The organism is Methylomonas methanica (assembly GCF_001644035.1).
GTDB classification, from domain to species: Bacteria; Pseudomonadota; Gammaproteobacteria; order Methylococcales; family Methylomonadaceae; genus Methylomonas; species Methylomonas methanica_A.
In genome coordinates, this window is the sequence record NZ_LUUG01000045.1 from 58,104 (window position 1) to 81,151 (window position 23,048).

Below are 23,048 nucleotides of genomic sequence, written 5' to 3' on the forward strand. Positions count from 1 at the left end.
TTATTCATTCTTTGCATGGTCAAACCTAAAAAAACCAAACCCGTATTAACCACCGCACAACAACTGTCCGCATTGATCAAATCGGCGCGCGACATCCTGCGAAAAGACAAAGGCTTGAACGGCGATGTCGACAGACTACCGCTGCTCACCTGGGTGATGTTTCTGAAATTCCTCGACGATCTTGAACTACTCCACGAACAGGAAGCCGAGCTGGACGGCAAACGCTATCAAGGCATCGTCGAATCACCTTACCGCTGGCGGGATTGGGCCGCACGGGAAGACGGCGTCACCGGCGAGGAGTTATTGTCTTTCATCAACCAGGACGAAACCATCCGTCCCGACGGACAACGCGGCAAAGGCTTGTTTGCCTATCTGCGCGGCTTGGCTGGCGAAGGCGAAAAAGGCAGCCAGCGCGAAGTTATCGCCAACGTATTCAAAGGCGTGCAAAACCGCATGGTCAGCGGTTTTTTGCTGCGCGACATCATCAACAAGATCAACGGCATTCACTTCAACAGCAGCGAGGAAATTCATACTCTGTCGCATCTGTACGAATCGATGCTGCGGGAAATGCGCGATGCGGCTGGCGATTCCGGCGAATTCTACACCCCGCGCCCGGTAGTACGCTTCATGGTTCTGGTTTCCGACCCCAAACTCGGCGAAACCGTACTCGACCCGGCTTGCGGTACCGGCGGTTTTCTGGTCGAAGCCTACGACCACTTGCTTCAGCAAGTTGCTACGCCTGACGACCGTCGTGCCCTCCAGCGCGAAAGCCTGTTCGGTCAGGAGGCCAAGCCCCTGCCCTATATGCTGGTGCAGATGAACTTGCTATTGCACGGTTTGGAAGCCCCGCAAATTGCTTACGGCAATACTCTGGAACGCCGCGTCACTGAAATTGGCCATAGCGAACGCGTCGATGTCATCCTCACCAACCCGCCGTTCGGCGGCGAGGAGGAAGCCGGCATCAAAGCCAATTTCCCGGCCAACATGCAAACCGCCGAAACCGCTTTGTTGTTCCTGCAGTTCATCATGCGCAAATTGCGTTATGCGGGCTTCGGCGCCGAACGCGGCGGTCGTGCCGCCGTGGTTGTGCCCAACGGCACTTTATTTGGCGATGGCGTTTGCGCCACCATCAAGGAAGAACTGCTCAAAGAATTCAACCTGCATACCATCGTCCGCCTGCCGCAAGGCGTATTCGCGCCCTATACCGATATTCCGGCCAATCTGCTGTTTTTCGAGCGTGGCGGCCCCACCGAAACCATCTGGTATTACGAACAACCGCTACCGGAAGGCCGCAAGAAATACAGCAAAACCGCATCCTTGCAATTCGAAGAGCTGGAACCTGCCTTAAACTGGTGGCACAACCGCGAGGAAACCCCGCAAGCCTGGAAAGTCGATTTTGCCGGCAAACGTGCGGCAGCCTTGGCCGCCGCAGAACCGCACTGGCAACGCGCCGAAAGCGAACGCTCAGCAGCGCTGGCCTTGGGCAAACAGATTCGCGAACTGGAACAAGCCGTGTCCGCCGCCGGCAACGGTGACAAAGCCGCATTGCAAAGCCAGCTTCGCGACCTGAAAGGCAAACAACAAGCCCACGAAACCGCCGCCAAAACCGCGCAAAGCGAAGGCGATGCGCTGTACTGGCCGATTTATAATCTCGATCAAAAGAATCCCCACGCCAAAGCAGGCCTTGAACATGCCGATCCCAAAGACCTGATTGCCAGCATGCGCAGCCACGAATCCGAGGTCATGCGCTTATTGGGTGAGATCGAGACTTTGGTACATGAGGTGGAACAATGAACATTTCCGAAACACTGTCTCGGAAATCTCAATTCCATGGTTCCCACGTTCCGCGTGGTAACCCAGTCACAGACGCTCCAGCGTCCCGAGTCGAGACTTTAAAACATGAGGTGGCGCTATGAGCGAAACCAACGATTTGCCTATTGCCTACGGCGACATTCATACCGACATCGTCCAACTGCTGGAAAATGCTCGCCGCGCCGCCGCCCGTAGCGTCAACGCCTTAATGACCGCCAGTTACTGGGAAATTGGCCGCCGCATCGTCGAATTCGAACAAGGTGGCGAAGATCGCGCCGCGTATGGCGAGGCGTTGATTCAGCGGTTGGCATTGGATTTAAGCAATCGTTTTGGCCGGGGGTTTAGTCGTCAAAACCTCCAGCAAATGCGGGCGTTCTATCTGACCTGGCCGATGGATAAGATTCGCCAGACAGTGTCTGGCATTTCTTCCCAAAAACCGCAGACAATGTCTGCAGAATCTTCCCCTACACCAATTGTCCAGACAGCGTCTGGACAATTACTCACGCTCTCAAATTTGGCCGAAGCCTTCCCGCTGCCCTGGTCGGCTTACGTGCGCTTGCTTTCGGTCAAAAAACCAGAAGCGCGCGGCTTCTACGAAACCGAAGCCCTGCGTTGCGGCTGGACGGTGCGGCAACTGGATCGGCAGATCAACAGCCAATTTTACGAACGCACGGCGTTATCCAAAAACAAAGTGGCGATGTTGGCGCAAGCGGAACACGCCGAACCGGATGACGCCATCACGCCGGAACAAGCTATCAAGGATCCGTTCGTGCTGGAATTTCTCAACCTGAAAGACCAATACTCGGAATCCGATCTCGAAGACGCGCTGATCCAGCATTTGGCCGATTTTCTGCTGGAATTGGGCGACGACTTTGCCTTTGTCGGTCGCCAGCGCCGCTTGCGGCTCGACGATACCTGGTTTCGCATCGACTTGCTGTTTTTCCATCGCCGCCTGAAATGTCTGGTGGTGATCGACCTTAAGGTCGGCAAGTTCAGCTATGCCGACGCCGGCCAGATGCACCTATACCTGAATTATGCCCGCGAACACTGGATGAAACCCGGCGAAAACCCGCCGGTGGGTCTGATTCTATGCGCCGCCAAAGGCGCGGCGGAAGCCCATTACGCCTTGGACAACCTGCCGAACAAGGTACTGGCCGCGGAATATCAAACCGTGCTGCCGAATGAAAAGCTGTTGGCGGAGGAATTGGAGCGGTCGCGGATTGAATTGGAAGCGCGGCGGTTGTTGGGTTCGAAAAATGAGGGTGAGGCATGAGTCGGTGGCCAACAGTCGAACTTGGAGAAGTATTACATACCCAAATTGATGCTGTTGAAAGTGCTGAACTGGAAACGGTCAATCTTGCCGGCGTTTACGGTTTTGCAAGAGGCCTATTCAAACGAAAACCGATTTCTCCGCTGGATACAACCTATAAACGCTTTCACCGTTTGAATGCTGGGGATTTTGTTATCAGTTCGCCCAAGGCCTGGGAAGGCGCTATTGCTCGAATCCCAGAAGAATTTGATGGGTGGTTTTTATCGCCGGTATTTCCAACTTTTAGAGCGAATCCGGATCGGCTCGATACTCGTTACCTCGATTGGTATTGCAAAAGGGAAGCAGTTTGGACACAGCTACAAGGGAAAGCCAAAGGCATGGGCGCGCGACGTGAATCGGTATCGCCAGCTCAGTTTTTGAGCCTGAATATTCCGCTGCCTAAAATTGACGAACAACAACGCATCGTCGCCCGCCTGGATCAATTGGCGGAAAAAGTACGGCAAGTCAATGAACATCTGGATGCAATGGAAACCGATGCCGAAGCATTGATTCGCAACTATATTTTTTCACCCTCCGAAACAGGCATTACCAAACGCAAAATGTCGGAACTGGTATCGTTACGACAAGCTGACGTCATAGTAGATCAACTAGAAAATTATCAATTCGCCGGGGTATATTCGTTCGGGCGCGGCGTGTTTGCCAGTGTCAATAAAGCCGGAAGCGAGTTTGCCTATCCGCGACTATCCACCGTAAAGACTGGCGACTTTATTTACCCCAAACTCATGGCATGGGAAGGCGCACTAGGTGTCGTTCCCGAAGCTTGCGACGGCATGGTGGTATCCCCTGAATTTCCGGTGTTCACTATTGATACCGACGTCGTTTTGCCGGAGATAATCGACATTTACTTTCGTACGCCCTCGGTTTGGCCAGAACTGGCAGGAATAAGCGGTGGCACTAATGTCCGTCGTCGCAGGCTGCAACCATCAGCATTTTTGAACTACGAAATGCCTGTTCCGCCAATGCCGACACAGTTAAAAATCCGCGAAATGCATCGGCGTGTTCAACAACTAAAAACATCTCACAACGCAATCCGCGAAGCCAACCAAGCGCTCATTCCAGCAACGTTAGAACGCATATTTTCATCAGAGGGCCACCAACATGGCTGATGACTCCTTACAAAATTCGCTATTTGAAGAGGATTATCTTCTCCGAGAACTTGGTTCAGTTGCCCATGTGCCGCAAGTCGCGCTCACTGAATTGGTTGCCAATTCCTGGGATGCCGGCGCATCGCGTGTTGACATACAAATACCGGAAAAAGTCGGAGATAACTTGACGGTACAGGATGATGGTCACGGCATGACTGCGGCGCAATTCAGTAAACGCTGGATGACATTGCGTTATGACCGTCTAAAACATCAAGGTGAGGATGTTGAATTTCCGGCTGGTCGTTCTGCTCGCCAACGTAAAGCCTATGGTCGTAACGGCGTTGGACGACATGGTTTGCTCTGTTTTGGCGATGAATACCAAGTTGAGACTTGGCGGGACGGAGCCTTAAGTACTTTTCTTGTCGGCACGGAATCCGGTCCAAGCCCTTTTGTGTTACGCAACAAAGAAGCAGGAAGCCGTAACGGCAGCGGCACCCGCCTTATCGTCCGAGTTGAACGACATCTACCCGACCCTGAAGAAATCTTGACTGTACTTGCCGCAAGATTTATTCACGATCCTGAGTTCGAAATTCGCGTTAATGGCATTGTTCGCCCCATGCAGAACATTGAGGGTATCGCCAGCAGAACTGAGATTGATTTTGGCGGTGGCAATACGGCTACGGTGATCGTTATCGACTCCACCTGTGTAAATCATTCTTCAGTTCATCAAGGCGTTGCATTTTGGGTGAAGCATCGGCTGGTCGGCACCCCATCCTGGACAGTTGGCCAAATCCATAGTTTTGATGGCCGCACCCGTTTCGCGCGACGCTACAAGGTGATTGTCGATACTCACGGATTCGAAAGCGAAGTGGAACCGGATTGGACCAGCTTCAAGAAAAGTGAACGAGTACATGAGCTGTTCAAAAAGACCACTGCATGCATTATTGAAGTGGCAGCATCCATTGCCGCTGAAGTTATTGAAGAATCCTTGGAAGATGCCCTTACTGAAAATCGACTGGAACTTGCCGGTTTAGGTAGAGGAGCTCAATATGAAGTCACTGAATTTACCAAAGCGATCGCTCAAGCCCATCCAACGGTATCCCCGGACTTTCTCGCCACAGCCGTGAATGCTGTCATTAACCTGGAAAAAACCAAGAGTGGCGCGGCGCTACTGCAAAAACTTTCGGCTCTGCCGGCCGATGACATTGATAGCCTCGACCGACTGCTCGACGAGTGGTCAGTTAAAGACGCGCTACGAGTTCTCGATGAAATAGACAGTCGTTTAAGCGTTATTGAGACAATCAGAAGAATTTCAGGCGATCCAAATACCGATGAACTGCATACATTACATCCGTTGGTACTTCGCTCACGCTGGCTGTTTGGACCAGAATTCGAATCGGAAGAGTATTGCTCAAACGTAAGTCTGCAAAAAGTGGCCAGAGAACTTTTTAAAAACACGGTCGCAGAGTTCGATAATCCCAGAAAACGACCAGATATTGTCGTATTACCGGACAAAACCACTATCGAGTTAACAGGGATCGAAGCATTCGATATCGCTGACCCAACTGTTTCTCGCATACAAAATATTTTGCTTATTGAGCTTAAAAAAGGCGGATTCCCGATAACTCGAACCGAGGTAAATCAAGCCGATGCCTATGTGCAAGACATTGTAAACTCTGGATTCATCATTGGCTCACCGTATATTTGCGCCTGGGTGGTTGGTGAAACTATTTCCAAAGGTCTAGCAACAGACAAGAAGGTTAGCGATTCAATTCGAGGTGAATATGGTCGCGTAAGAGCGACCACGTTCAGCCAGTTGGTTGGAACTGCAAATTTGCGATTAATGAAACTTCGAGATCGTCTAAAAAGCAGATATGGCGAGATGCCAACTGATAGTTTGTTGGAACGCGTTCTTGGCAAGCCCTATCAAAACAATATTCCGTCAGAATGACTTAACTTAACCCACGATTCTGTTCTACCAACAAACCTGAAAACCGATCCGAATTTGGCATCTCAATTCCCCAAGCATAAGGATTTTCGGTTTGTGCGCGTTGATATTGGTAAACGATCATTACTGGCATATTCCGTGGGGCATAACAACTTCCTAATCGCATCGTTAGTACGCTAGGCGCAGCCAGGGCCAAGTGGATTTTGCGAACCCCCATTCCTTGCAGCGCCGCAATAGCCTGCATAAATTGCTGCATGATGTTTTGAATCGAGGCTTCGCTAATAACTCGGCCTGGATAGGCGCCGTCTAATTTCAACTCAACAATCGGCAATTTAGGAAACGATACAGTCAATTCGTTCCTGTCAATTGGATATGAAATGGACATGGCGCAGACTATCTCGTCGCCGTTGACAGATGAAAAATCCACAGGCGCTAATTCACCGACATCAGCTCCATCGTTCGGTGAAATCCAGCGCAATTCTTTACGATCCCAGTCCATCCAATTGATTACACTTTCCGAAGCAAGCAATGTGCCGGCTAGAAACAAAACAGGTACTGGCGCGAGCCCGCACGCATAAACAGCAAGGTCATTTCGATCGCGCCCATCTTTTGCAAGTTTGAGTTGTTGCGGTAAAAGATTTACTAAATCAATCGCTGCTTGTCGCTGGTTTTTAGTACCGTCAATTTGATTTCGAACATCGATTAACAGTGTATGACGCGCCCCCAACACACGGCGCGGGATTGCTGATTCAAGGGGGGTATCAACCGATTGCGTCAAACCGCGTAGCTCAATAGCAATAACTCGTTTGCGTCGTTGATCCTGGAAAAGATGCCACGAAAACCATAAACCAATTGCTATCAGTACTGTACCGATAGCCAAACAACCAGCGCTGATCCACCATTCCGTATCAGCGGTAGCAAATTGGCCTTCAACATACTCTTGTTCCGAAGCACGCGCACCGAAGTTTAGTTTTACATCAAAAGTGGAGCCTGCTGCCATTAAGAGTGCGCCGGTTCCAACCAGTTTACCGGCAGGGGATCTACGAAAATACAATTCCAATAAATCTAAAAGGCGGTGGATTATTTTATTCATGGGGTGAAATATCCAAGCAAAACTAAAGGGGAACCGGATTTGGCAAACCAACAACCTATACTGCGCATGCCAACAATCAAATAAAGGATTCCATCAACAGCGAATTTACCGGTCACCAAAACATTACGACAATCTTCTAAATCAGTTTGTGAAGGCGTTGGGTCAAGTTCAGGATGCGTATGCCACAATCCAAGCTGGGTGCCCCGTCCGTCAGTAACGCGATTCCATTCAATTGCTTCTTGTTGATGGCGTAGTCCTCGATAAAAACTGGTGCGGCTACGGCGATCTCCTCGGCCTGGGGTCGTCGCGAATTCGCCCAATAAGCCTTCCGTTTCGTTGTCGACAAATCCCAACAATAGCCCCCCAGCTTCTCTCGACCAAAATGAGCGCTGAGCCCATTTAGACAGCAGAGCGATCAGTTTCGGGGACAACGAGCCTGAACAACTTTCGTCAAGACGCCAAACAATATGCCCTGTACTCAAACGCTGCAACATGGGCACTCCGGGTGTGTGAAATCTGATGACGACAGGAATGTAGAAATACGCTGAGACCTCAGCGCCCAGTAGGTGTCTGAGGGGCTAATATTGGCATTATTGGCCTGCGTCGTATCGCCCACCCAACGGGAATAACCAAGCATTTGGTTTATGACATGTTCAGCGGCGATTAACGCTGTGCGCGTTGCATCAATGGCTGTGTATGGCGTGAAAGCCCCGCAGCCCGTCAACTGTCGGGTCACAACCTGTCCAGGCTTGATTAAAGCTGTTCGCATACTTGGTATTGGTTGTTGTGTTTCCGGATCAATATAGAGACAGTCCAAACAGCCAGCAGTACCTGGGCGCATGGCTATCACGTGTCCGCCAAGTCCAACTGCCTCAACACTGGTAGAGACAATAAGCATGCTCCAATGCTCTTGATATGCCTGGCGTACAATTGCTCGCTCAAGAGGGGCATTCCCGGTTGCCAATACGATTGTGTCTACATTGGCGGGAATACCCTTAGCGAGCAGTCGTTGTATATCCGTAGCTTCCGGGACAATATCGATGCCTGGCATGCGTTCTGCCAAGAAACTTGCTAAGGACTCAACTTTCTTCTTTGAGATTGCGTCTTTGCCAAGAACGTGGCGGCCAAGATTATCAGCAGTAAACATGTCTTGATCTACCAACGTAAGTTTGGAAACGCCGGCCAGTACCAAATGTTCAGCGACTCGAGAACCAATAGCGCCGACTCCCGCGACCAATACATGACGGTCAAGAACTGTTCCACCAGTCCGGCGAATCAGATAATCGCGATCTTGTCGTTGCAAAATATAGACAGTGGCTCCCCATGGTTTCTTGTTACCTCGGTTCCCCCAATACAGTGTTAACAACGCGTGGCCATAGTTGTTAGCCACGCGAAGGACAAGTCCTCGATGTTTTGGTGAGGTAGCAATCACATGTTGCGATTCATCAAGACAACTCAAAAAATGCAGCCACCAATTGGCATTGAGCTCTGATCTGAGAGGTGGTAGTTGATTAATGGAAACATCGAGTAAACCAATACGAACCTGCTGGCAGTTAACCAAAGCAGTTGAACCTGCATTCACTCGACGAAGGACAGGGACGGTCTTAAGCCCCAATTTTTGATTATGGACTTCAGCGTAGACCGATTGATTTGCTGCAAATTGCTCATCGAGCTGGGCAAATCGGGCACCCAGATTTTTTAGATAGCCCTCAAGTTCATCGGCAAACAGTGAGAGACGTTCACAGTTCGACATTCCGTGAATTTCACGCAGCAATCTTTTGACCTCGGCTAACAGCCAGCTTAGTACCCCCGTGATGTCGCTAGGGTCATAGTCCAGTCCCTCCCGATCACTAACGCAAACATCACCACTGCCGCTTATATGAGGCCATCCCCAAACTGGCAAACTGGTTAACCAGTTTACTGAAGGCAGACGACAAAAATCCCAACCGGCCGGACATAATTCTAGCGGCCAAACATAATCGCCATCTGATAATTCAAACTGCCAAACCGGCTGAGAATTAGAAAGCCTGAAGTTAATTTGCGTTGCGCCAAGCTCAGCCAAAGCGCACGCAATACTGTCAGTAAATTGTTTCTGCTCCGATGTCAAGCCGATCTGCCCGAAACGCTCACACCCGATGAAGTCTTTTTAGTAGTGCTCGCTTTTTCAGGTACTGGAAAATCATCTCCAAACTGCTTTTGCAAAATTTTACATGCTTCATGAGTGTCTGGCTGGCTTTCAGCTTCGTTCAAAGCATTTCGTAAAGTTTCCAATCGTTCTTTGAAATCCTTCATTTGGGTATCGGTCATCCGCTCGAAAAGGTCGCAATCAGGAGCTACTGGTAACTTTACAGTTAAACGAGAAAATCCCCACCGAGCAAGCATCTGGTTAATCAAATTCCGCATCGCAATTAAATCGATATGCTTACCATCAACACTGTCGTATGTGGGCGTGAACCAGTGATAAGCAGCTACAGTTAAACCAATGCTAGGAACATTTTTGTGACCAATTTTATTGTCGCGCCAGCGTTTTAAAGCACGAACCACTCGGCGAAATTGTTTACGATCGTTATCTTTAAACTGATCAGTAATTTTGCTTGTAAGCTCGCGAGCTTCGGATGGTTCCCATACCCGATCTTCCTTTGCATCAGTTTCTCTGCAGCGGGCAAGCTGGGTTTGGCCATTGCCATTTACACTGTAAACAGCCAAGTCAATATGATGCGTAGCCTCTCCATCCTTGAAATAGGTAACAGTGACGCAAGGGCGACGAATTTTGACAGTACGATTGTGACGAGTTAGAGCGTCTCTAACATATTTTTTTAAAGTCAGCGGATCAGGGTAATCTTCAGGAGCGCATTCGAAAATCACCCCAATGTCCATATCGGGATCGCCGGCAATGGGAGTGATACCCGTATATAAGGCATAACTGCCCTGATTAAAAGTATCGTATTTAGGGGCATCTTTGCTGATATTGTTTTTTAAATCATTCAGCAAAGTTTCACGTCGATCACGTAAAACAGAACTTTCGTCATAACCAAGCAGGATCTCGCTATGAAAATTTTCAAACTGGTTTTGTGCATGAGCCATCTTTGCCCTCCTTAAAAAACGGATCATGGGGGCTAGATATGCGAATTCAAGTCTTCGGTTATCCCGGCAAATTGAAAGCTAGTTGTCTAGTAAAATTAACGCGGGGCGTAGCCAAGCTGGTTCAGTGATTGTCTGACTTTTCCAGCAACATTTTGCATTCGGTAAGCCTCCTCATCATCGACTGCGTTACTTCGAAAATCAGTAAATCCAGTTCGCTTTAAAAATTGCGCCAAATCCCAAGCCTCCTGTTCGGTTAAAGGAACTACCAAATAAATTTCACTCGGATTAGCTGTCATTGCATACCGGCCTTATCCGAACTTGGAGATGATTCGTTGTCATCAAATACTGAATCATCATCCTCGGCAAGCTTCGACGGGTCATCCAACAACCCCGATTCCTGCCGGGCCAGGCGTACTTCCTCCCCATGCCCTTGTTCATACGCTGCTTGATGCGCATGTCTTTCCATCGTCACAATTTTATTGGCTAGTCGCTGCAACCGCTGCTGCCACTCTAGGCGTGCTGCAATGCAATGTTTGTTGGAGATGACCTGGCACAGCCACAAGGTGTCCATCACGATCATCAACTGATCCAGCAAACGAATCAACTCGACGAACTGGGCAATCTGGGGCGAAGCGATCTTGGCCACAAACTCCCTGGGGTGCGTGTAAGTCGGCGTTTCGCTGATGCCATTGTCGGCCTTGAGTTTTTCCAGCCGACTCTTTTCCTGCTGTAGCTGCTCCGCACATTCGGCAATCATCTGACTGACGAGGCTTTCGATTTCATCGACCGTTTCCTCCCGGCCGATGATGCGCAGGATCACGTCGATCGCGTACAAGGACACCATCAACCGGTTATAACTGTTGCGGATGACGCGAATGGCTTGTTCGCTGTTGATGCTAAACGTACGCTCAAATATCGGACGACTGATGGCGTGGCGTGGAGCCGGTTTTGGCTGTTGTGGAGCTGTTTCGGACATGACCATTTCTCGAGGTGGACGAATAAGCCACGATCGTAAGCCAGATTCTTTTTAGCCTTTCCGCAGTCAACGGCGAATTCGACATCAGCTGCAAGACCCCTTCAAAAAATCTCTGCTTCAATACCCGCCAACGGAATCGGTTGGCCATCAGCCTTCCGCTTCTCCCAAGACTTTCTCGGCTGATCTTTCACGATCACCTTGATCCGACTTCGGTCGGCGTTCCGCTTTTAAGCGGCGACGGTGGTTGTCCATCGGCGTGTCAGGTGCGTCAAGCCTGATGTGAGTTTTTATTGTTTAACCCTGCCGGGCGTATCGATTCCCCAGGGATTCGAGGCGCCGGCATGCCCATCGCCGCGCCGCTGGGTATTGTTTTCGTTGAGTCGGGCGCGGCCGACAGGAGGAATGTCATCATGGCCAATCGCGGCGTGAACAAAGTCATCTTGCTGGGCCGGCTCGGCGCCGATCCGGATGTTCGCTTTATGCCCAATAACGGCGGCAAAGTAGTCGCCGTCCGTTTGGCAACCAGCGAAGTCTGGAGCGATCCAAAAAACGGCAAACAGGAGCGGACCGAATGGCATCGAGTGGTGTTTTTCAAAAAACTCGCCGATACCGCCGAGCAGTATTTGCACAAAGGTAGCCAGATCTACATCGAAGGCCGTTTGCGTACCCAGCAATGGGGCCAAGCAAATGACAAGCGGTACCGTACCGAAATCGCCGCCTTTGAATTGCAGATGCTGGATCGCCCAAACGCATCGGCAGCCGCCAACGGTTCGTCATCATCGCCAGCGGCACCCGAGGACAACGATTGGGATGACGAATACAGCGATATGCCCATCCATTAAACCCCGGCGCGCCGATTATAGGCGTTCATTGGTTTAACGGTTACACCGCCGACCCTTTTCAGGTTTCGGTATTTCAACCCCCTGGGGAACTCCATTCCCCGGCGGGCGATGGCGTTCCCTTTTTTATTGAAGGAGACCCACCATGAGCCAAAATAACCGCAACACCTTACCCAAAACCCGCGACCTGCCAATGCCGGTCACGGCGCAACAAAGCTACGGCCTGTCGGAGCAGTCCTGGAAAGTACTAACCGAAGTCACTTTTCCCACGGCGAAAACCCCGGAAGCCATTCTGATGGCCCTGGATTATTGCAAGGCCCGCAAGCTCGACATCTTCAAAAAGCCGGTGCATATCGTGCCGATGTGGAGTGCCGCTTTAGGCCGCAATGTCGAAACTGTCTGGCCGTCCATCATGGAAATCCAGACTACGGCATCCAGAACCGGCGTTTGGGCTGGCATGGACAGACCCGTCTGGGGACCCGATGTCACCAAAACCTTTACCGGTCGCTATAAGGACGACAACGAGCAATGGCAGGAGTCCAGTGTCACCGTGACCTTTCCCGAATGGGTGGCGGTTACTGTGTACCGGATCGTCGGTGGTAAACGTTGCGCCTTTACCGAGGAAGTCTACTGGCTGGAGGCTTATAGCACGGCCGGCGGTAAAAACTCGCAAGTGCCGACCGCGATGTGGATCAAACGTCCCAAGGGGCAATTATCCAAATGCGGCAAAGCAGCTTCACTCAGGGCAGCCTTTCCGGAGGAATGCGGTTATGCAGCCGAGGAAATGGATGGCAAAACGCTCGACGACCTCACCGACGCTACCGTAATTGATGGCGAAGCGACTGTGTGGGATGGCGATGCAGACGATCGGTTTCCCGAATCAACCGAGCACACGCCTCAGGTGATCAACTTGTCGCAAATCCATCCCAAGGTGCAAAAGGCCGTAGCGGAATTGGTACGTCGTACCAAGGCGGCAGGTGCCTGGAAAGCAGCCTACGACTATGCTCACCAGAAGTTCAAAGGGATCGACCTGACCTTTGCGTTGGCCGAGTTGGACAAGGTATCGCAAGTTGAACCCAAGGCAACACCAGCCCTGGAACAAACCGACAACACTGGCATGCCACCCTTGTCCGCGAAAGACATGGCGATGAATCAGGCCCGTCAAACCCTGGGACACGCGGCGTAGAAACGCTGCAATCCTAAATTCTTTAACCACCCACGAGGGCGTCATGATTCGCCCACGGGGTAGGACATGGCGCTCTTGTTTTATCAGGAGAGGTCATGAACACAAACGATCAATCTTTAAACCGCGTGCCCTGTCATACCGACTGGCAACGTTACGATTCACCCACGGTGTTACGCCGTCACGGCCGAGGTTTTCTGGAACGCCTGTGGCGACCCCAGAGCAACGAACCCAATCCGCAACCCTTGAGCCAACCGGAATTGACGACACTGGCCGAGAGTTTTGGCGGAGTCTGTCTGCCGGCGCAAGACGAACTGCTGTTGCTATTCGGCGATGGCCATTGGGCCCGGCGTTGCCAAACCCAGTTGCACAAGCTCGGCATCGAGACGGTGCGCTTCGGTTGTCAGGTACAACTGACCGGATTCTCGCGATGAAAGTCGTCAACGTCTCCCAACGTAGCGACGCCTGGCGGCAATGGCGTTCACAAGGCGTCAGTGCCAGCGAAGCGGCCATTGTCATGAACCGCTCGCCGTACAAGACCCCGTGGAGGTTGTGGGCGGAGAAAATCGGCCTGGTGCTGGAAGTCAGTCTGGACAACAACCCGTTGATCCGCGCCGGCATCCAGCAAGAGCCCGAGGCTTTACAGCGCTTCGAAGACAAACACGATCTGATGTTGTTGCCGCTGTGCGGCGAGTCGGAACAGTATCCGTTGATGCGAGCTTCGTTCGACGGCTTGTCCGACTCGAATGAGCCCGTGGAAATCAAATGCCCGCACGAGACCACGTTTTTGGATGTGGTGTTGAATCGGGAAGCATCCCAGGCCTATCAACTGTATTGGTGCCAAGTCCAGCAACAATTGCTGGTTTCCGAAGCGCAACGCGGGTTTTTGTTTTTCTACCACCAAGACCAGGATGTGGAATTCGAGATTCAGCGTGATGAGACTTTTCTCACCCGGCTGGTCGATACCGCGATGGACTTCTGGTCGGCGGTCAAATCGAAAAAGGAACCTCCTAAGGATCCCGAACGCGATTTGTACTTGCCCAAAGGTCATGCGGAGCAGCAATGGCAACAACTGGCGGCGAGTTATCGCAATCGTGCCGTGCAAATCGCGGATTTGAAAGTGGAGCTCAAAACCTTGGAGGATAGTCAGGCGGCCATTGAAAACACTTTGGTGTTGCTGATGGGCGATTACGTGGCCGCAGAGCATTCCGGGTTGCGGATCAGCCGTTTTCAAAGCCAGGGTGCCATCGATTACAAGGCAGCACTTCAAACCTTGCAACCGGATGTTCAGGCTTCGGCGCTGGAAGTCTATCGAAAACCGTCTGCCACGCGAGTCCGTGTGACCTGCCGGGACGACGACGGTAAACACGCCGAAGTCCCGTTCGATGCCCAAGCCTTGAAAGACCTGGCTGGCGTGGACTTTTGGTTTTGAGTTTGATGGTTCGTTTCACGACATCCTGTAACCCTGGCGGTTGCAGGGTGTCGCTTGATGGACAGGAACATACATTCGGTGCCGGCGTGTCGGTTTTAGGCTGGATTTTCAAAAAAATCCAACCCAAAACCCGCATCGTTCAGGCATTCCTTTCGTGGAATCCCGAATCCGGTTTCGACCGGCGTTCCGTTATTAAGCGGCATGAGCGTTTGCCTCGTGTGCCAGGTGCGTCAAGCCTGGTGTTTTTGTTTGTCCCGTTGGGGTTCATCACCTTTGCGGGATTCGGTGACCCCTTTTTTTGATTGAAGGAGGTCATTATGAATCACGACTTTTGGAAAACATTGCATGGCTGGTTGAACGTTGCCCACAGCAACGACATTCAGGCCAAAAAGCGTTTGCTGCTGGAGATGCATCGTCAAATCTCGGACCCCGGTTTGAGAAGCGACATTCAGCGTATTGTCCGTTTGATGGATCGGGAGCTGTTGGCCCGCGCCGAATGGGCGATGTACTGTGTGATGCAGTTGCGTTAATTTTTGTATCTGCCCTGGTTTGCCAGGGTTTAAATCACCCGATGGGGCTCATCACCCCTCGGGGCGGTGTGCCCCTTGTCATTTGAGGCTAGTCCTTGAGGAGTTCACCATGTATCAATCCTATTCCATCGCCGACACCTTCGGCATTCCTGCACCGACCGCCATGAAAGTAGAAGGCTTCATGCCCGGACAAAACGCCTATGTCCCCACGCAAAAGCCGTATGTGTTTCGTAAGGATCACTTGCGGGACGTTCTGGCATTTTTGGGTGCGCACAATGGCGACGGTTTATATCTCATGGGGCCGACCGGCTCCGGTAAAACCTCATTGTTGGAGCAAGTCGCGGCGCGTCTCAATTGGGGCGTGCATTCGGTCACCGGTCACGGTCGACTAGAACTCAATGACCTGCTCGGTCAGTACATGCTGGTCGACGGCGGCGCGATGAAGTGGATCGATGGTCCGTTGACCCTGGCAGTCCGCCTGGGTCATGTATTGTTGATCAACGAAATCGATGCCATCGATCCTGCCGAGTTAATCGGCTTGAATGAAATCGTCGAAGGCAAGCCGTTGACGATTCCGCAGACCGGCGATGTGATCACACCGCACCCCAAATTTCGTTTGGTCGCCACCGGCAATAGTGCAGGTAGCGGCGATCAATCGGGCTTGTACCAAGGCGTGTTACGGCAGAACCTGGCGTTTCTGGATCGTTTTAGATTGATGGAAGTCGGCTACCCCGATCCTGAAGATGAAATGAAGTTGCTGGCCGATGTGGTGCCAAGCATGCCGGAAACGGTACGCGAAAGCATGATCAAAGTCGCCAATCAGATTCGTAAAGTCTTTATCGGCGGTGCTGACGGCGGCGGCATGTTATCGGTAACGTTATCGACGCGCGGTTTAGTGCGTTGGGCGTCATTGGTGTCCACCTTCAAAAGTGCGCCGAATGCCTTGGCCTACTCACTGGATAGGGCTTTGACCTTTCGGGCTGAACCCGCCGAACGCGAAGCGATTCATCGCATCGCCAAGGACGTGTTTGGCGATGACTGGCAGGTGTAATCATGGCTGCCTGGAATCTCTATCGTCACCGTAACAGTGACGGCAGTTCCAAAGACTGGGCAGTCAGGAGTAATTCGGATGGTTCGATCACCACTCGTTGGGGGAAAACGGCAGATAGTTTGCCGGGCATTAGCAACCGATACGGCGTTAAGCAGCTCGACATCGAACGACAAAAGCAGGCCAAAGGCTATGTGTTGGTCGGCGAAGTTGATATTGATGTGAACGGTAATGTGGTGTTTCCGGGCAAGACTTCGGCAACTCAATCACAAGGCCCTGATCCTAATCCCGAACCCCTGCCAACACCACCAGTCGAGTCGCTGTATTGGACTATCGAATGTCGGGCAAAACAGGCTGTCCGAGTGGACTTGGGTATCGAGGTCAGGCGACTGATCGGCGCTATTCAAGCCTTGTCGGATAGTCATGCTACGCCTGATCAGGAGTGGAATGGCTGGCAACAACTGATTGATGCGACGCTTAATGCTGAAGCCTTTGAACTGAGCGGTCAGATTAAACAAGTGCACGGTGTTTTGCCTTGGCTGTTTTTACTGGCGCTGAAAGCAAAAGGCTTCAAAGGTGTGGACATTGATATTGCCACCGAAACCGCCCGAGACCTCACGGTCGATCTGAAATTGGAAAAGGAGGTGCTGGCATTTTTCGGCACCGATCTGGACAGTATCAGAGAAACCGCTGAAGTCTTAGGTTTGCTCAAACCTCGATTAAATCTGGCATCGGCCATGTCCGACACGGACGACTGCTGGTTTTAAGCGTATTGTTATTTTTCATTTATCCCGAAAGGGGCACATCTGCCCCAGCGGGATGGGTGTGCCTCTTTTCTTTAGGAGGTTCCCATGTCGCATGAAACACAAGTGATATTAGATCGCGTGGTCTTGGTGAAAGTCGAAGCCAATATCTACGGCGCCCGCAAGAAACTGAAAAAAGAAGACCTGGTGCTGGCCGATGGTAGCAAATTGCCGCCGGAGGACTTAGCCAGCTTAGGATCCAAACGTTTGCTCGATCCCGATAAGCTGACGGTGTTTAACCGCCTGAAGAAGGAAGCCGAACGCATTTGTTTGCGCGTCGGCACCCGCTTTCTCGGTGGTTTTGCCGTGCCGGTTGAATCCGCGGCCAGTATTACCGCGGAACTCGAGCGTATCGCGCTGGAATTTGCAGCGGCTAAAACCGAGTTTATTGCCGGTTACGATGCGGCGGTGACGGACTGGGTGGTTCGCCATCCGGAATTTGCCGGCATCATCGAGCAAGCGGTGGATTCGGTGGAGTTTGTCTCGACGCGGTTGTCGTTTGATTTTCTGATAGTGAGTGTCGGTTTACCCGAAAGCTTGCCGCCGGCAGATGTCGCGCGACTGGAAAGCAAAATCGGTTCGTTGAGCGAACAGATGTTCCATGAAATCGCGGTGGACGCCAACTTGCTGGTCGAGCAATCGTTACTCGGCAAGGAGCAAGTGACGCGTAATGCGTTACGGCCGATTCGCCGCATGCGCGACAAGCTGGATGGTTTGGGCTTTCTGGATCATCGGGTCGCGCCGGTCGTCAGCACCATTGACGATCTACTGGCGAGAATTCCCAACAAAGGTGCCATTGAAGGCAGCATTTTGCAGGAGATTTTGGCCACGGCGATGCTGTTGTCCGATCCGGATAAAACCCGCCGGCACGGTGAAGGACTTTTGGCGGCTCAACCGCCTGTTGTTGAAGAGGCTGAGGAAGTCATCGAACACGCGGAGTCCGAGCCACCAGTGAAACCAACACTTGTATTCGCTGAAACTATTCCAGACAGTCCAGATTTTACCGATCTGTTTGAGGGCATCTTTGATGATGAACTCGAACCGGAATCGGTATCGGTATCGGAGGACTGGGCGCTTGGGGTCTTGCTGGATAAAAGCCAAGCCGATGCTGCTCCTACTGATGATTCTGATGAAGACATCCAACCGGATGATCAATCCGATTTGGTAGCAGTCACTGCTGATGGCGATGATGATGAGGATGCTGTGGAGCATTCTAACCAGGACTACTGGTTCTGAATGAGCTGACGCCATTTAACTATTCACCCACAGGGGCAAATTCATGTCCCGCTGGGGCCATGGTTTGCCCCCAACTTTTGGAGCACACCATGAAAAATAGAACCTTACACAACGCGTTCCCCATCGTCGCAGCCGCCATAGGTAACCGCTTTGGTATTAAAGTCAGCGTTGGGGGCGATCAAGCCTATACCGATGGACAGTCGATTCAGCTACCTGCCTATGAGGGTGATGATCCCGATTATCAGAATGTCGCCTGGGGGCTTTTAGCCCATGAAGCGGCGCATATTCGTTATTCGGATTTCAGTTTGCGTTATGGCAACTCAGTCTTACGCCGGCGCTTATGCAATGCAATTGAAGATGTCCGCATTGAGCACGAACTGGCCAAGGACTTTCCGGGGACACGGCTGACGATACGCACCGTGATTGAAAAGATGATAGTCAAAGGCGACTTTGTCGCCAGCAATATCGATGATCATCCTGCCAATATTCTCTACAGCTTTGTATTGAAAAATTTGCGTGCAAGGGTACTGGGTCAAACGGCCTTATTACCTTTGGTCGCGCAAACCGAAGTGGCACTGAAAGCGAAATTTCCGAAAGGTACCGTAACGCGGGTGAAAGGCTTGTTGTCCGAAGTGCCGCAGGGTTTGCAGTCAGAAAGCGATTGTCTGCACTTGACCGACCGTATCCTGACGATGATCGAGCAGGAGTTCGAGCAACAACGGCAGCGTAATCAGGCGCAGTCAGCGGCAGATGAGGACACACGGCCTGAACCGGATGATACCGATCAGGCCGCTGTATCAGCAGATTCGGACGGTTCGAACGGCTCGGATTCCGAGGATGATATGGAACACGATCAACGTTTACCTGCCGATAATGACGACGAACAGTCTTCAGAATCCGGTGGTAACGATGATTCCAATCCGGAAAATCCTGACGATGAACCCAGTGCGCAGGCAGAAAATTCTTCACCCGACCCGCAAGGTGATGACGAAGAGAGCACGGTGATTGCCGATCCTGTAGGCGTCTTGCAAACCCTCTTATCGGCTGGCGACAGTGACATTGACCAGGATCTGTTCGAATCCCTGAAATCATCGTTATCGTTGGCCGCAGAAAACGTATCGGAACTGTTGATGCCGAGCGGCAACGAGCCGCCTATGGATGATCGGGCCGGTGCGTTTTTGCTGCGCAAGGTGCAAAGCGAATCAGGAAAAATCCGCGCCGCTTTGCAAGGCTTGGTGCAATCGCAAACTCTCAACCGCTCGCAACACGCCTGTCGTGGTCGGCGGATGGATGGCAAGCGCTTACACCGCCTGCCGCTCGGTGAAACCAAGGTGTTTCAGCGTAAGCAGGTCAAAGCAGCACCCAATACGGCGATTCATCTGTTACTGGATAAATCCGAAAGCATGGGTTATCAGGTGACTGATAGCCAAGGGCAACCGATTGGATCGCGAATGCCGATTGCGTTGGAAGCCACTTTGGCGCTGGCGTTGGCCTTTGAAGGTATTCCGGGGGTTAATCCTGGCGTCACTGCGTTTCCCGGGCATCAGGATGATTCGGTGTTCCAGTTGCTGGAGCATGGTCAACGGGTGAATGTCCGCACCGGTGCCTTCTCGCTGGCAGCCACCGGCAGTACGCCGATGACCGAAGCGATTTGGTTTGGTGCGGCGTCGCTATTGCGTTGTCGAGAACCGCGCAAGGTGCTGATGGTCATGACCGATGGTCAACCCAACGATACGCTGAGCACGCTGGATATTTTGCAGCGCTGCCGAGATAGCGGTATCGAAACGGTGGGCATTGGTTTGGGACTGGATGTCAGTCATCTATTCCCGATTGCCATCACCATTAACGATCTATCAGAGCTGAGAGCACAATTGTTCGAACTCTCGAAAGCGGTGTTGTTGGCGGCTTAAATCTCGGCCAGTCAATTATCCGTAGCCCAATCCTTAGGTCATAACCTAAGCGATTGTGGCTATGGGTAGCTGATTGCAAACGCAGTTTGTCGAATGCACTCACTTCCTGGAGCCCATTCGACAAACAGACATTTCATGCGTTCTTTTCAAAGAATGCTGAATCCGACTTCGGTCGGCGTTCCGTCTTTAGACGGCGAGCACGTTAAGCCGTGATCGTGTCGGGTGCGTTAAGCCCGATGTTAATCGCAGTTTGCCCTGGCAAATTGTCTGCAATTCATCCCACTTCGGGCGACCATCGCCCGACTGGGCGCTGTTCATTCGAAGTGTTTTCTTAAATTTTCAAAGGAGAACTTCAATGAACTTTATTTTCGGCATCATCCTACTGGCTATGTTTATCCTCGCCTTGCGGGTGATTTGGGCAACAGCATTGCAACTGCTGGGCGCATTGAAACATGCGTCTCAAACGTTTCACGGCTATCGTGCAAAGCGCCTAGCTCGAAACCGATTACCGGTGATCTTGCCCCAAATCCGTCATGAAGTGGATTGGTTGGCGATGTCAGATTCGGTGCGTCAGGAAATTCATAGTCGCAATCGTGAAACGAATCGCGAGCTGGATCGCTTGGAACTCCAATATCAAGCCAAACAGAAAACGATCAAACTTTACGAGGCGGATATTGAAATCGCCAAACTAGAGCGGGATTTATTGAAAATCAAACCGACTATCGTCTCGGCGGAAACCGAGGCTAAACCCCGTCGGCGGTCTAAAAAAGTGGGCGATTCAGCCCTGGTGGACGACAAATCCGCTAAGACTGCCCAACAGGTATTTCAATTGAGGGAAGCGCTGAAAGGTAATGCCAACGCACCGGCTAATCAGCAAGCCCGCCATTGAATACTCGTAGCGTGATTCCGGTTCCTGTATTGATGCTGCGAACCGGAATCTCGCGTTGGTTGGATTCATCAGCAAACACCCAGCTACCTTCGGGCAATAACGACAACAGGTCGTTCTGGGTTTCCCGACGTATTTGGCGAATTTTGTTTAGAAACGGCCAGGCTTGTTCAGGATCGTCTACACGATTGAGCACGTCGGCTTCCAAAGCATCCAATTTTTGGAAAATTTGTTGGCAATGTCGAACGACTTTTAGTGGTTCGTCGATTGGCATAGCCATCGGTTTTCTCGTTGGAATAAGTTCCTCTGTACGCTTAGGACTGAGGAAATCAAAAATGCGCAAAATATCGTCAATCATGGCTTTTTCTCTGCTTTTTAATGAGTTTTAGCCACCATATACCGATTTTTGTGCGAATTCAACCCCGCTGCATAGGCCTGTTTATGGCTTTGATCAGCGTTTTTAACCCTGCGGGAACCTCATCCTGCCGGGTGGTCGTTCCTGTTTTTTTCGGAGGAAATGACCATGTCATCGACATTAGAAATTGGCGTTAGCCATTCACATTCTGAAATTGAAGCTGTTCGGTATTTGAATCAGTACCGCTGCCCTTACTGCAAAACCGAATGGGCGGATGTATGGGATAGCGGCTGTAACGATCGCTGCCCGGACTGTAACAAGGAGATCGAGCCTTATGAAAGCGCATTGATCGAGGGTGAATCGGTGGAAACCGAATTACCAGTCGAAGAACCAGCCTCGGCCAATGTCACGGCGGAGGGTGTGAATCGGCTCTTCGTAGTCTCCTACGAAATCGACTATGTGCACCGGGTGTCGGTGGGTATCACAGCGGATAGTCCCGAAGCGGCACAACAAATTGCCGAACAGGCATTCAACGATGCCACGATTTGGGATGACACCGCTGCCATGCCGTTATTGTCCGATGAATATCATGAAGCGGAGGGTGAAAGCCTAGTCTGGGAATGCGTTGCCGTTGCACAGTTGCCGGAACCGGATTATTCGGTACGGCAATTGAAGAAGGAACAAGCGGCCATGCGGGTTTGCCGGGGATTGGTTGAAGCCTATCAACAAGGCGAAGCCACCGGCGGCAGTATCGATTGGGAGGATTTGGATCAGTTAATACCTCTGGCCCTACAAGCCGTGGGAAAACCTGCACTGGACATCCAATCCTAAAAATGCGCCCGTTGAGACGCGCAATTTGTAAAAGCCTGAGTTAGCCAAGTCATTCGATTCGGTGCTCAGTTTTATCCATCCACACGGGAATGTCCTATTCCCGCTGGGGAATCGTGATGTTTCCGTTTTTTCATTGAGGACAACATCATGACACAAATCTTTGAACACACATTCGACACGGGGCATTGCATCCAATATCAGCGTTTGCCCTCCGGCACCTGTTATCACGCTGATACACCGGAGCCAGTAGTCGATCTGTTGGAACAGCTTCGCCAAAGCCGGCGCAACATCCGGCTTTATTACGGCGATACCCAAACCGGCCAGTCCTGGCACGATGAACACGATGTCATCGGCTGGATCGGCCGCTCGACCGGCACCATCAAAGTGCCGTTGTTGATCGAACCCGGTGATATCGGCGGTCCGGCATTACTGGATCACTGCATAGTCCGTGTCGACAGTCCCCGCCAGGTGCTTTACCAACACGACGACTTTCGGGTTGGCACGGTGGAACTGGTCAGAGGCGAGCTTAAACGCTTGCCCTGGGAAATCTGCATCGACGGCAGCGTGCATGCCCGGTTCAAAGTAAAAACCGAAGCCCGGCAGTATCAGGACTTCATTCAAGGTAAGCGGTTCGCGTTGATCTGACGCGCCGTTTGATTTCGACACT

Annotated in this window: 24 protein-coding genes; 17 read left to right on the top strand and 7 right to left on the bottom strand. The window is 51.6% G+C overall.

What is annotated here, in order from left to right:
* Positions 1 to 15 precede the first annotated feature (15 nt).
* The 4 genes from A1332_RS03205 (at position 16) to A1332_RS03220 (ending at position 6,178) form a co-directional block, all read left to right on the top strand.
* Positions 16 to 1,794 carry an HsdM family class I SAM-dependent methyltransferase gene (locus A1332_RS03205; protein ID WP_064007125.1) on the top strand — a complete coding sequence of 593 codons (1,779 nt, stop codon included), beginning with the start codon at positions 16 to 18 and terminating at the stop codon, positions 1,792 to 1,794.
* Between the two features lie 118 nt (positions 1,795 to 1,912).
* Entirely contained in the window at positions 1,913 to 3,085 is a 1,173-nt protein-coding gene (locus tag A1332_RS03210) for a PDDEXK nuclease domain-containing protein (protein WP_064007126.1), read from the top strand.
* Positions 3,082 to 4,248: a restriction endonuclease subunit S gene (locus A1332_RS03215; protein WP_064007127.1), complete on the top strand. Its 1,167-nt coding sequence runs from the start codon at positions 3,082 to 3,084 to the stop codon at positions 4,246 to 4,248. The genes A1332_RS03210 and A1332_RS03215 overlap by 4 nt, the downstream gene beginning before the upstream one ends.
* Positions 4,241 to 6,178, top strand: coding sequence for an ATP-binding protein (locus tag A1332_RS03220; protein ID WP_064007128.1), 1,938 nt, complete (start codon positions 4,241 to 4,243; stop codon positions 6,176 to 6,178). The genes A1332_RS03215 and A1332_RS03220 overlap by 8 nt, the downstream gene beginning before the upstream one ends.
* Before the next feature lies 1 nt (position 6,179).
* Here the strand turns inward: A1332_RS03220 and A1332_RS03225 are convergent, their stop codons facing one another.
* The 6 genes from A1332_RS03225 to A1332_RS03250 all read right to left on the bottom strand — a co-directional run bounded on the left by A1332_RS03225 (position 6,180) and on the right by A1332_RS03250 (position 11,328).
* A complete protein-coding gene (locus A1332_RS03225) occupies positions 6,180 to 7,268 on the bottom strand; it encodes an SAVED domain-containing protein (RefSeq protein WP_082879507.1) in 1,089 nt (362 codons plus the stop codon).
* The gene (locus A1332_RS24605) at positions 7,265 to 7,762 is read right to left on the bottom strand and encodes a Mov34/MPN/PAD-1 family protein (RefSeq protein ID WP_082879508.1); all 498 of its coding nucleotides are present in this window, start codon (positions 7,760 to 7,762) and stop codon (positions 7,265 to 7,267) included. Before A1332_RS24605 ends, A1332_RS03225 begins: the two co-directional genes overlap by 4 nt.
* Positions 7,747 to 9,375, bottom strand: coding sequence for a HesA/MoeB/ThiF family protein (locus A1332_RS03235; protein WP_064007131.1), 1,629 nt, complete (start codon positions 9,373 to 9,375; stop codon positions 7,747 to 7,749). Before A1332_RS03235 ends, A1332_RS24605 begins: the two co-directional genes overlap by 16 nt.
* On the bottom strand, positions 9,372 to 10,352 hold the full coding sequence (locus A1332_RS03240; protein WP_064007154.1) for a nucleotidyltransferase: 981 nt from the start codon (positions 10,350 to 10,352) through the stop codon (positions 9,372 to 9,374). Before A1332_RS03240 ends, A1332_RS03235 begins: the two co-directional genes overlap by 4 nt.
* Before the next feature lie 95 nt (positions 10,353 to 10,447).
* On the bottom strand, positions 10,448 to 10,648 hold the full coding sequence (locus A1332_RS03245) for a DUF7706 family protein (RefSeq protein ID WP_082879510.1): 201 nt from the start codon (positions 10,646 to 10,648) through the stop codon (positions 10,448 to 10,450).
* Positions 10,645 to 11,328 carry a hypothetical protein gene (locus A1332_RS03250; protein WP_064007132.1) on the bottom strand — a complete coding sequence of 228 codons (684 nt, stop codon included), beginning with the start codon at positions 11,326 to 11,328 and terminating at the stop codon, positions 10,645 to 10,647. Before A1332_RS03250 ends, A1332_RS03245 begins: the two co-directional genes overlap by 4 nt.
* Positions 11,329 to 11,618: 290 nt before the next feature.
* Here A1332_RS03250 and ssb point away from each other — a divergent pair, with 290 nt between their 5' ends.
* The 11 genes from ssb (at position 11,619) to A1332_RS03305 (ending at position 21,198) form a co-directional block, all read left to right on the top strand.
* Positions 11,619 to 12,170 carry a single-stranded DNA-binding protein gene (ssb, locus tag A1332_RS03255; RefSeq protein WP_419865983.1) on the top strand — a complete coding sequence of 184 codons (552 nt, stop codon included), beginning with the start codon at positions 11,619 to 11,621 and terminating at the stop codon, positions 12,168 to 12,170.
* A 142-nt stretch (positions 12,171 to 12,312) separates the two neighbouring features.
* Entirely contained in the window at positions 12,313 to 13,353 is a 1,041-nt protein-coding gene (bet, locus tag A1332_RS03260; protein ID WP_064007134.1) for a phage recombination protein Bet, read from the top strand.
* A gap of 95 nt (positions 13,354 to 13,448) precedes the next feature.
* Entirely contained in the window at positions 13,449 to 13,784 is a 336-nt protein-coding gene (locus A1332_RS03265; protein ID WP_064007135.1) for a hypothetical protein, read from the top strand.
* Entirely contained in the window at positions 13,781 to 14,782 is a 1,002-nt protein-coding gene (locus tag A1332_RS03270) for a YqaJ viral recombinase family protein (protein ID WP_064007136.1), read from the top strand. The genes A1332_RS03265 and A1332_RS03270 overlap by 4 nt, the downstream gene beginning before the upstream one ends.
* Positions 14,779 to 15,084, top strand: coding sequence for a hypothetical protein (locus A1332_RS03275; protein ID WP_157203926.1), 306 nt, complete (start codon positions 14,779 to 14,781; stop codon positions 15,082 to 15,084). The genes A1332_RS03270 and A1332_RS03275 overlap by 4 nt, the downstream gene beginning before the upstream one ends.
* A 15-nt stretch (positions 15,085 to 15,099) precedes the next feature.
* Entirely contained in the window at positions 15,100 to 15,312 is a 213-nt protein-coding gene (locus A1332_RS03280) for a hypothetical protein (RefSeq protein WP_020482868.1), read from the top strand.
* A 109-nt stretch (positions 15,313 to 15,421) separates the two neighbouring features.
* The gene (locus A1332_RS03285; RefSeq protein WP_064007138.1) at positions 15,422 to 16,363 is read left to right on the top strand and encodes an AAA family ATPase; all 942 of its coding nucleotides are present in this window, start codon (positions 15,422 to 15,424) and stop codon (positions 16,361 to 16,363) included.
* 2 nt (positions 16,364 to 16,365) lie between these two features.
* A complete protein-coding gene (locus tag A1332_RS03290; protein WP_064007139.1) occupies positions 16,366 to 17,127 on the top strand; it encodes a hypothetical protein in 762 nt (253 codons plus the stop codon).
* Between the two features lie 84 nt (positions 17,128 to 17,211).
* Positions 17,212 to 18,399 carry a DUF3150 domain-containing protein gene (locus A1332_RS03295; RefSeq protein WP_064007140.1) on the top strand — a complete coding sequence of 396 codons (1,188 nt, stop codon included), beginning with the start codon at positions 17,212 to 17,214 and terminating at the stop codon, positions 18,397 to 18,399.
* An 89-nt stretch (positions 18,400 to 18,488) separates the two neighbouring features.
* Positions 18,489 to 20,309, top strand: a complete 1,821-nt coding sequence (locus A1332_RS03300) for a VWA domain-containing protein (RefSeq protein ID WP_064007141.1) — start codon at positions 18,489 to 18,491, stop codon at positions 20,307 to 20,309.
* A gap of 355 nt (positions 20,310 to 20,664) precedes the next feature.
* Entirely contained in the window at positions 20,665 to 21,198 is a 534-nt protein-coding gene (locus A1332_RS03305) for a hypothetical protein (RefSeq protein ID WP_064007142.1), read from the top strand.
* On the opposite strand, the gene A1332_RS03310 is transcribed toward A1332_RS03305, so the two are convergent.
* Positions 21,176 to 21,553, bottom strand: a complete 378-nt coding sequence (locus A1332_RS03310; RefSeq protein WP_064007143.1) for a hypothetical protein — start codon at positions 21,551 to 21,553, stop codon at positions 21,176 to 21,178. The genes A1332_RS03305 and A1332_RS03310 overlap by 23 nt on opposite strands.
* A 165-nt stretch (positions 21,554 to 21,718) precedes the next feature.
* Here A1332_RS03310 and A1332_RS03315 point away from each other — a divergent pair, with 165 nt between their 5' ends.
* Complete coding sequence (locus tag A1332_RS03315) at positions 21,719 to 22,381, top strand: hypothetical protein (protein ID WP_064007144.1); 663 nt, start codon at positions 21,719 to 21,721, stop codon at positions 22,379 to 22,381.
* Positions 22,382 to 22,528: 147 nt separating this feature from the next.
* Positions 22,529 to 23,026, top strand: a complete 498-nt coding sequence (locus A1332_RS03320) for a hypothetical protein (protein ID WP_064007145.1) — start codon at positions 22,529 to 22,531, stop codon at positions 23,024 to 23,026.
* Positions 23,027 to 23,048 lie beyond the last annotated feature (22 nt).

What these genes read in the sequence shown, in the direction of transcription:
- A1332_RS03205 (WP_064007125.1), top strand. Translation starts at nt 16, where the DNA reads ATGGTCAAACCTAAAAAAACCAAACCCGTATTAACCACCGCACAACAA.
- A1332_RS03210 (WP_064007126.1), top strand. Translation starts at nt 1,913, where the DNA reads ATGAGCGAAACCAACGATTTGCCTATTGCCTACGGCGACATTCATACC.
- A1332_RS03215 (WP_064007127.1), top strand. Translation starts at nt 3,082, where the DNA reads ATGAGTCGGTGGCCAACAGTCGAACTTGGAGAAGTATTACATACCCAA.
- A1332_RS03220 (WP_064007128.1), top strand. Translation starts at nt 4,241, where the DNA reads ATGGCTGATGACTCCTTACAAAATTCGCTATTTGAAGAGGATTATCTT.
- A1332_RS03225 (WP_082879507.1), bottom strand. Translation starts at nt 7,268, where the DNA reads ATGAATAAAATAATCCACCGCCTTTTAGATTTATTGGAATTGTATTTT.
- A1332_RS24605 (WP_082879508.1), bottom strand. Translation starts at nt 7,762, where the DNA reads ATGTTGCAGCGTTTGAGTACAGGGCATATTGTTTGGCGTCTTGACGAA.
- A1332_RS03240 (WP_064007154.1), bottom strand. Translation starts at nt 10,352, where the DNA reads ATGGCTCATGCACAAAACCAGTTTGAAAATTTTCATAGCGAGATCCTG.
- A1332_RS03245 (WP_082879510.1), bottom strand. Translation starts at nt 10,648, where the DNA reads ATGACAGCTAATCCGAGTGAAATTTATTTGGTAGTTCCTTTAACCGAA.
- A1332_RS03250 (WP_064007132.1), bottom strand. Translation starts at nt 11,328, where the DNA reads ATGTCCGAAACAGCTCCACAACAGCCAAAACCGGCTCCACGCCACGCC.
- bet (WP_064007134.1), top strand. Translation starts at nt 12,313, where the DNA reads ATGAGCCAAAATAACCGCAACACCTTACCCAAAACCCGCGACCTGCCA.
- A1332_RS03265 (WP_064007135.1), top strand. Translation starts at nt 13,449, where the DNA reads ATGAACACAAACGATCAATCTTTAAACCGCGTGCCCTGTCATACCGAC.
- A1332_RS03270 (WP_064007136.1), top strand. Translation starts at nt 13,781, where the DNA reads ATGAAAGTCGTCAACGTCTCCCAACGTAGCGACGCCTGGCGGCAATGG.
- A1332_RS03280 (WP_020482868.1), top strand. Translation starts at nt 15,100, where the DNA reads ATGAATCACGACTTTTGGAAAACATTGCATGGCTGGTTGAACGTTGCC.
- A1332_RS03285 (WP_064007138.1), top strand. Translation starts at nt 15,422, where the DNA reads ATGTATCAATCCTATTCCATCGCCGACACCTTCGGCATTCCTGCACCG.
- A1332_RS03290 (WP_064007139.1), top strand. Translation starts at nt 16,366, where the DNA reads ATGGCTGCCTGGAATCTCTATCGTCACCGTAACAGTGACGGCAGTTCC.
- A1332_RS03295 (WP_064007140.1), top strand. Translation starts at nt 17,212, where the DNA reads ATGTCGCATGAAACACAAGTGATATTAGATCGCGTGGTCTTGGTGAAA.
- A1332_RS03300 (WP_064007141.1), top strand. Translation starts at nt 18,489, where the DNA reads ATGAAAAATAGAACCTTACACAACGCGTTCCCCATCGTCGCAGCCGCC.
- A1332_RS03305 (WP_064007142.1), top strand. Translation starts at nt 20,665, where the DNA reads ATGAACTTTATTTTCGGCATCATCCTACTGGCTATGTTTATCCTCGCC.
- A1332_RS03310 (WP_064007143.1), bottom strand. Translation starts at nt 21,553, where the DNA reads ATGATTGACGATATTTTGCGCATTTTTGATTTCCTCAGTCCTAAGCGT.
- A1332_RS03315 (WP_064007144.1), top strand. Translation starts at nt 21,719, where the DNA reads ATGTCATCGACATTAGAAATTGGCGTTAGCCATTCACATTCTGAAATT.
- A1332_RS03320 (WP_064007145.1), top strand. Translation starts at nt 22,529, where the DNA reads ATGACACAAATCTTTGAACACACATTCGACACGGGGCATTGCATCCAA.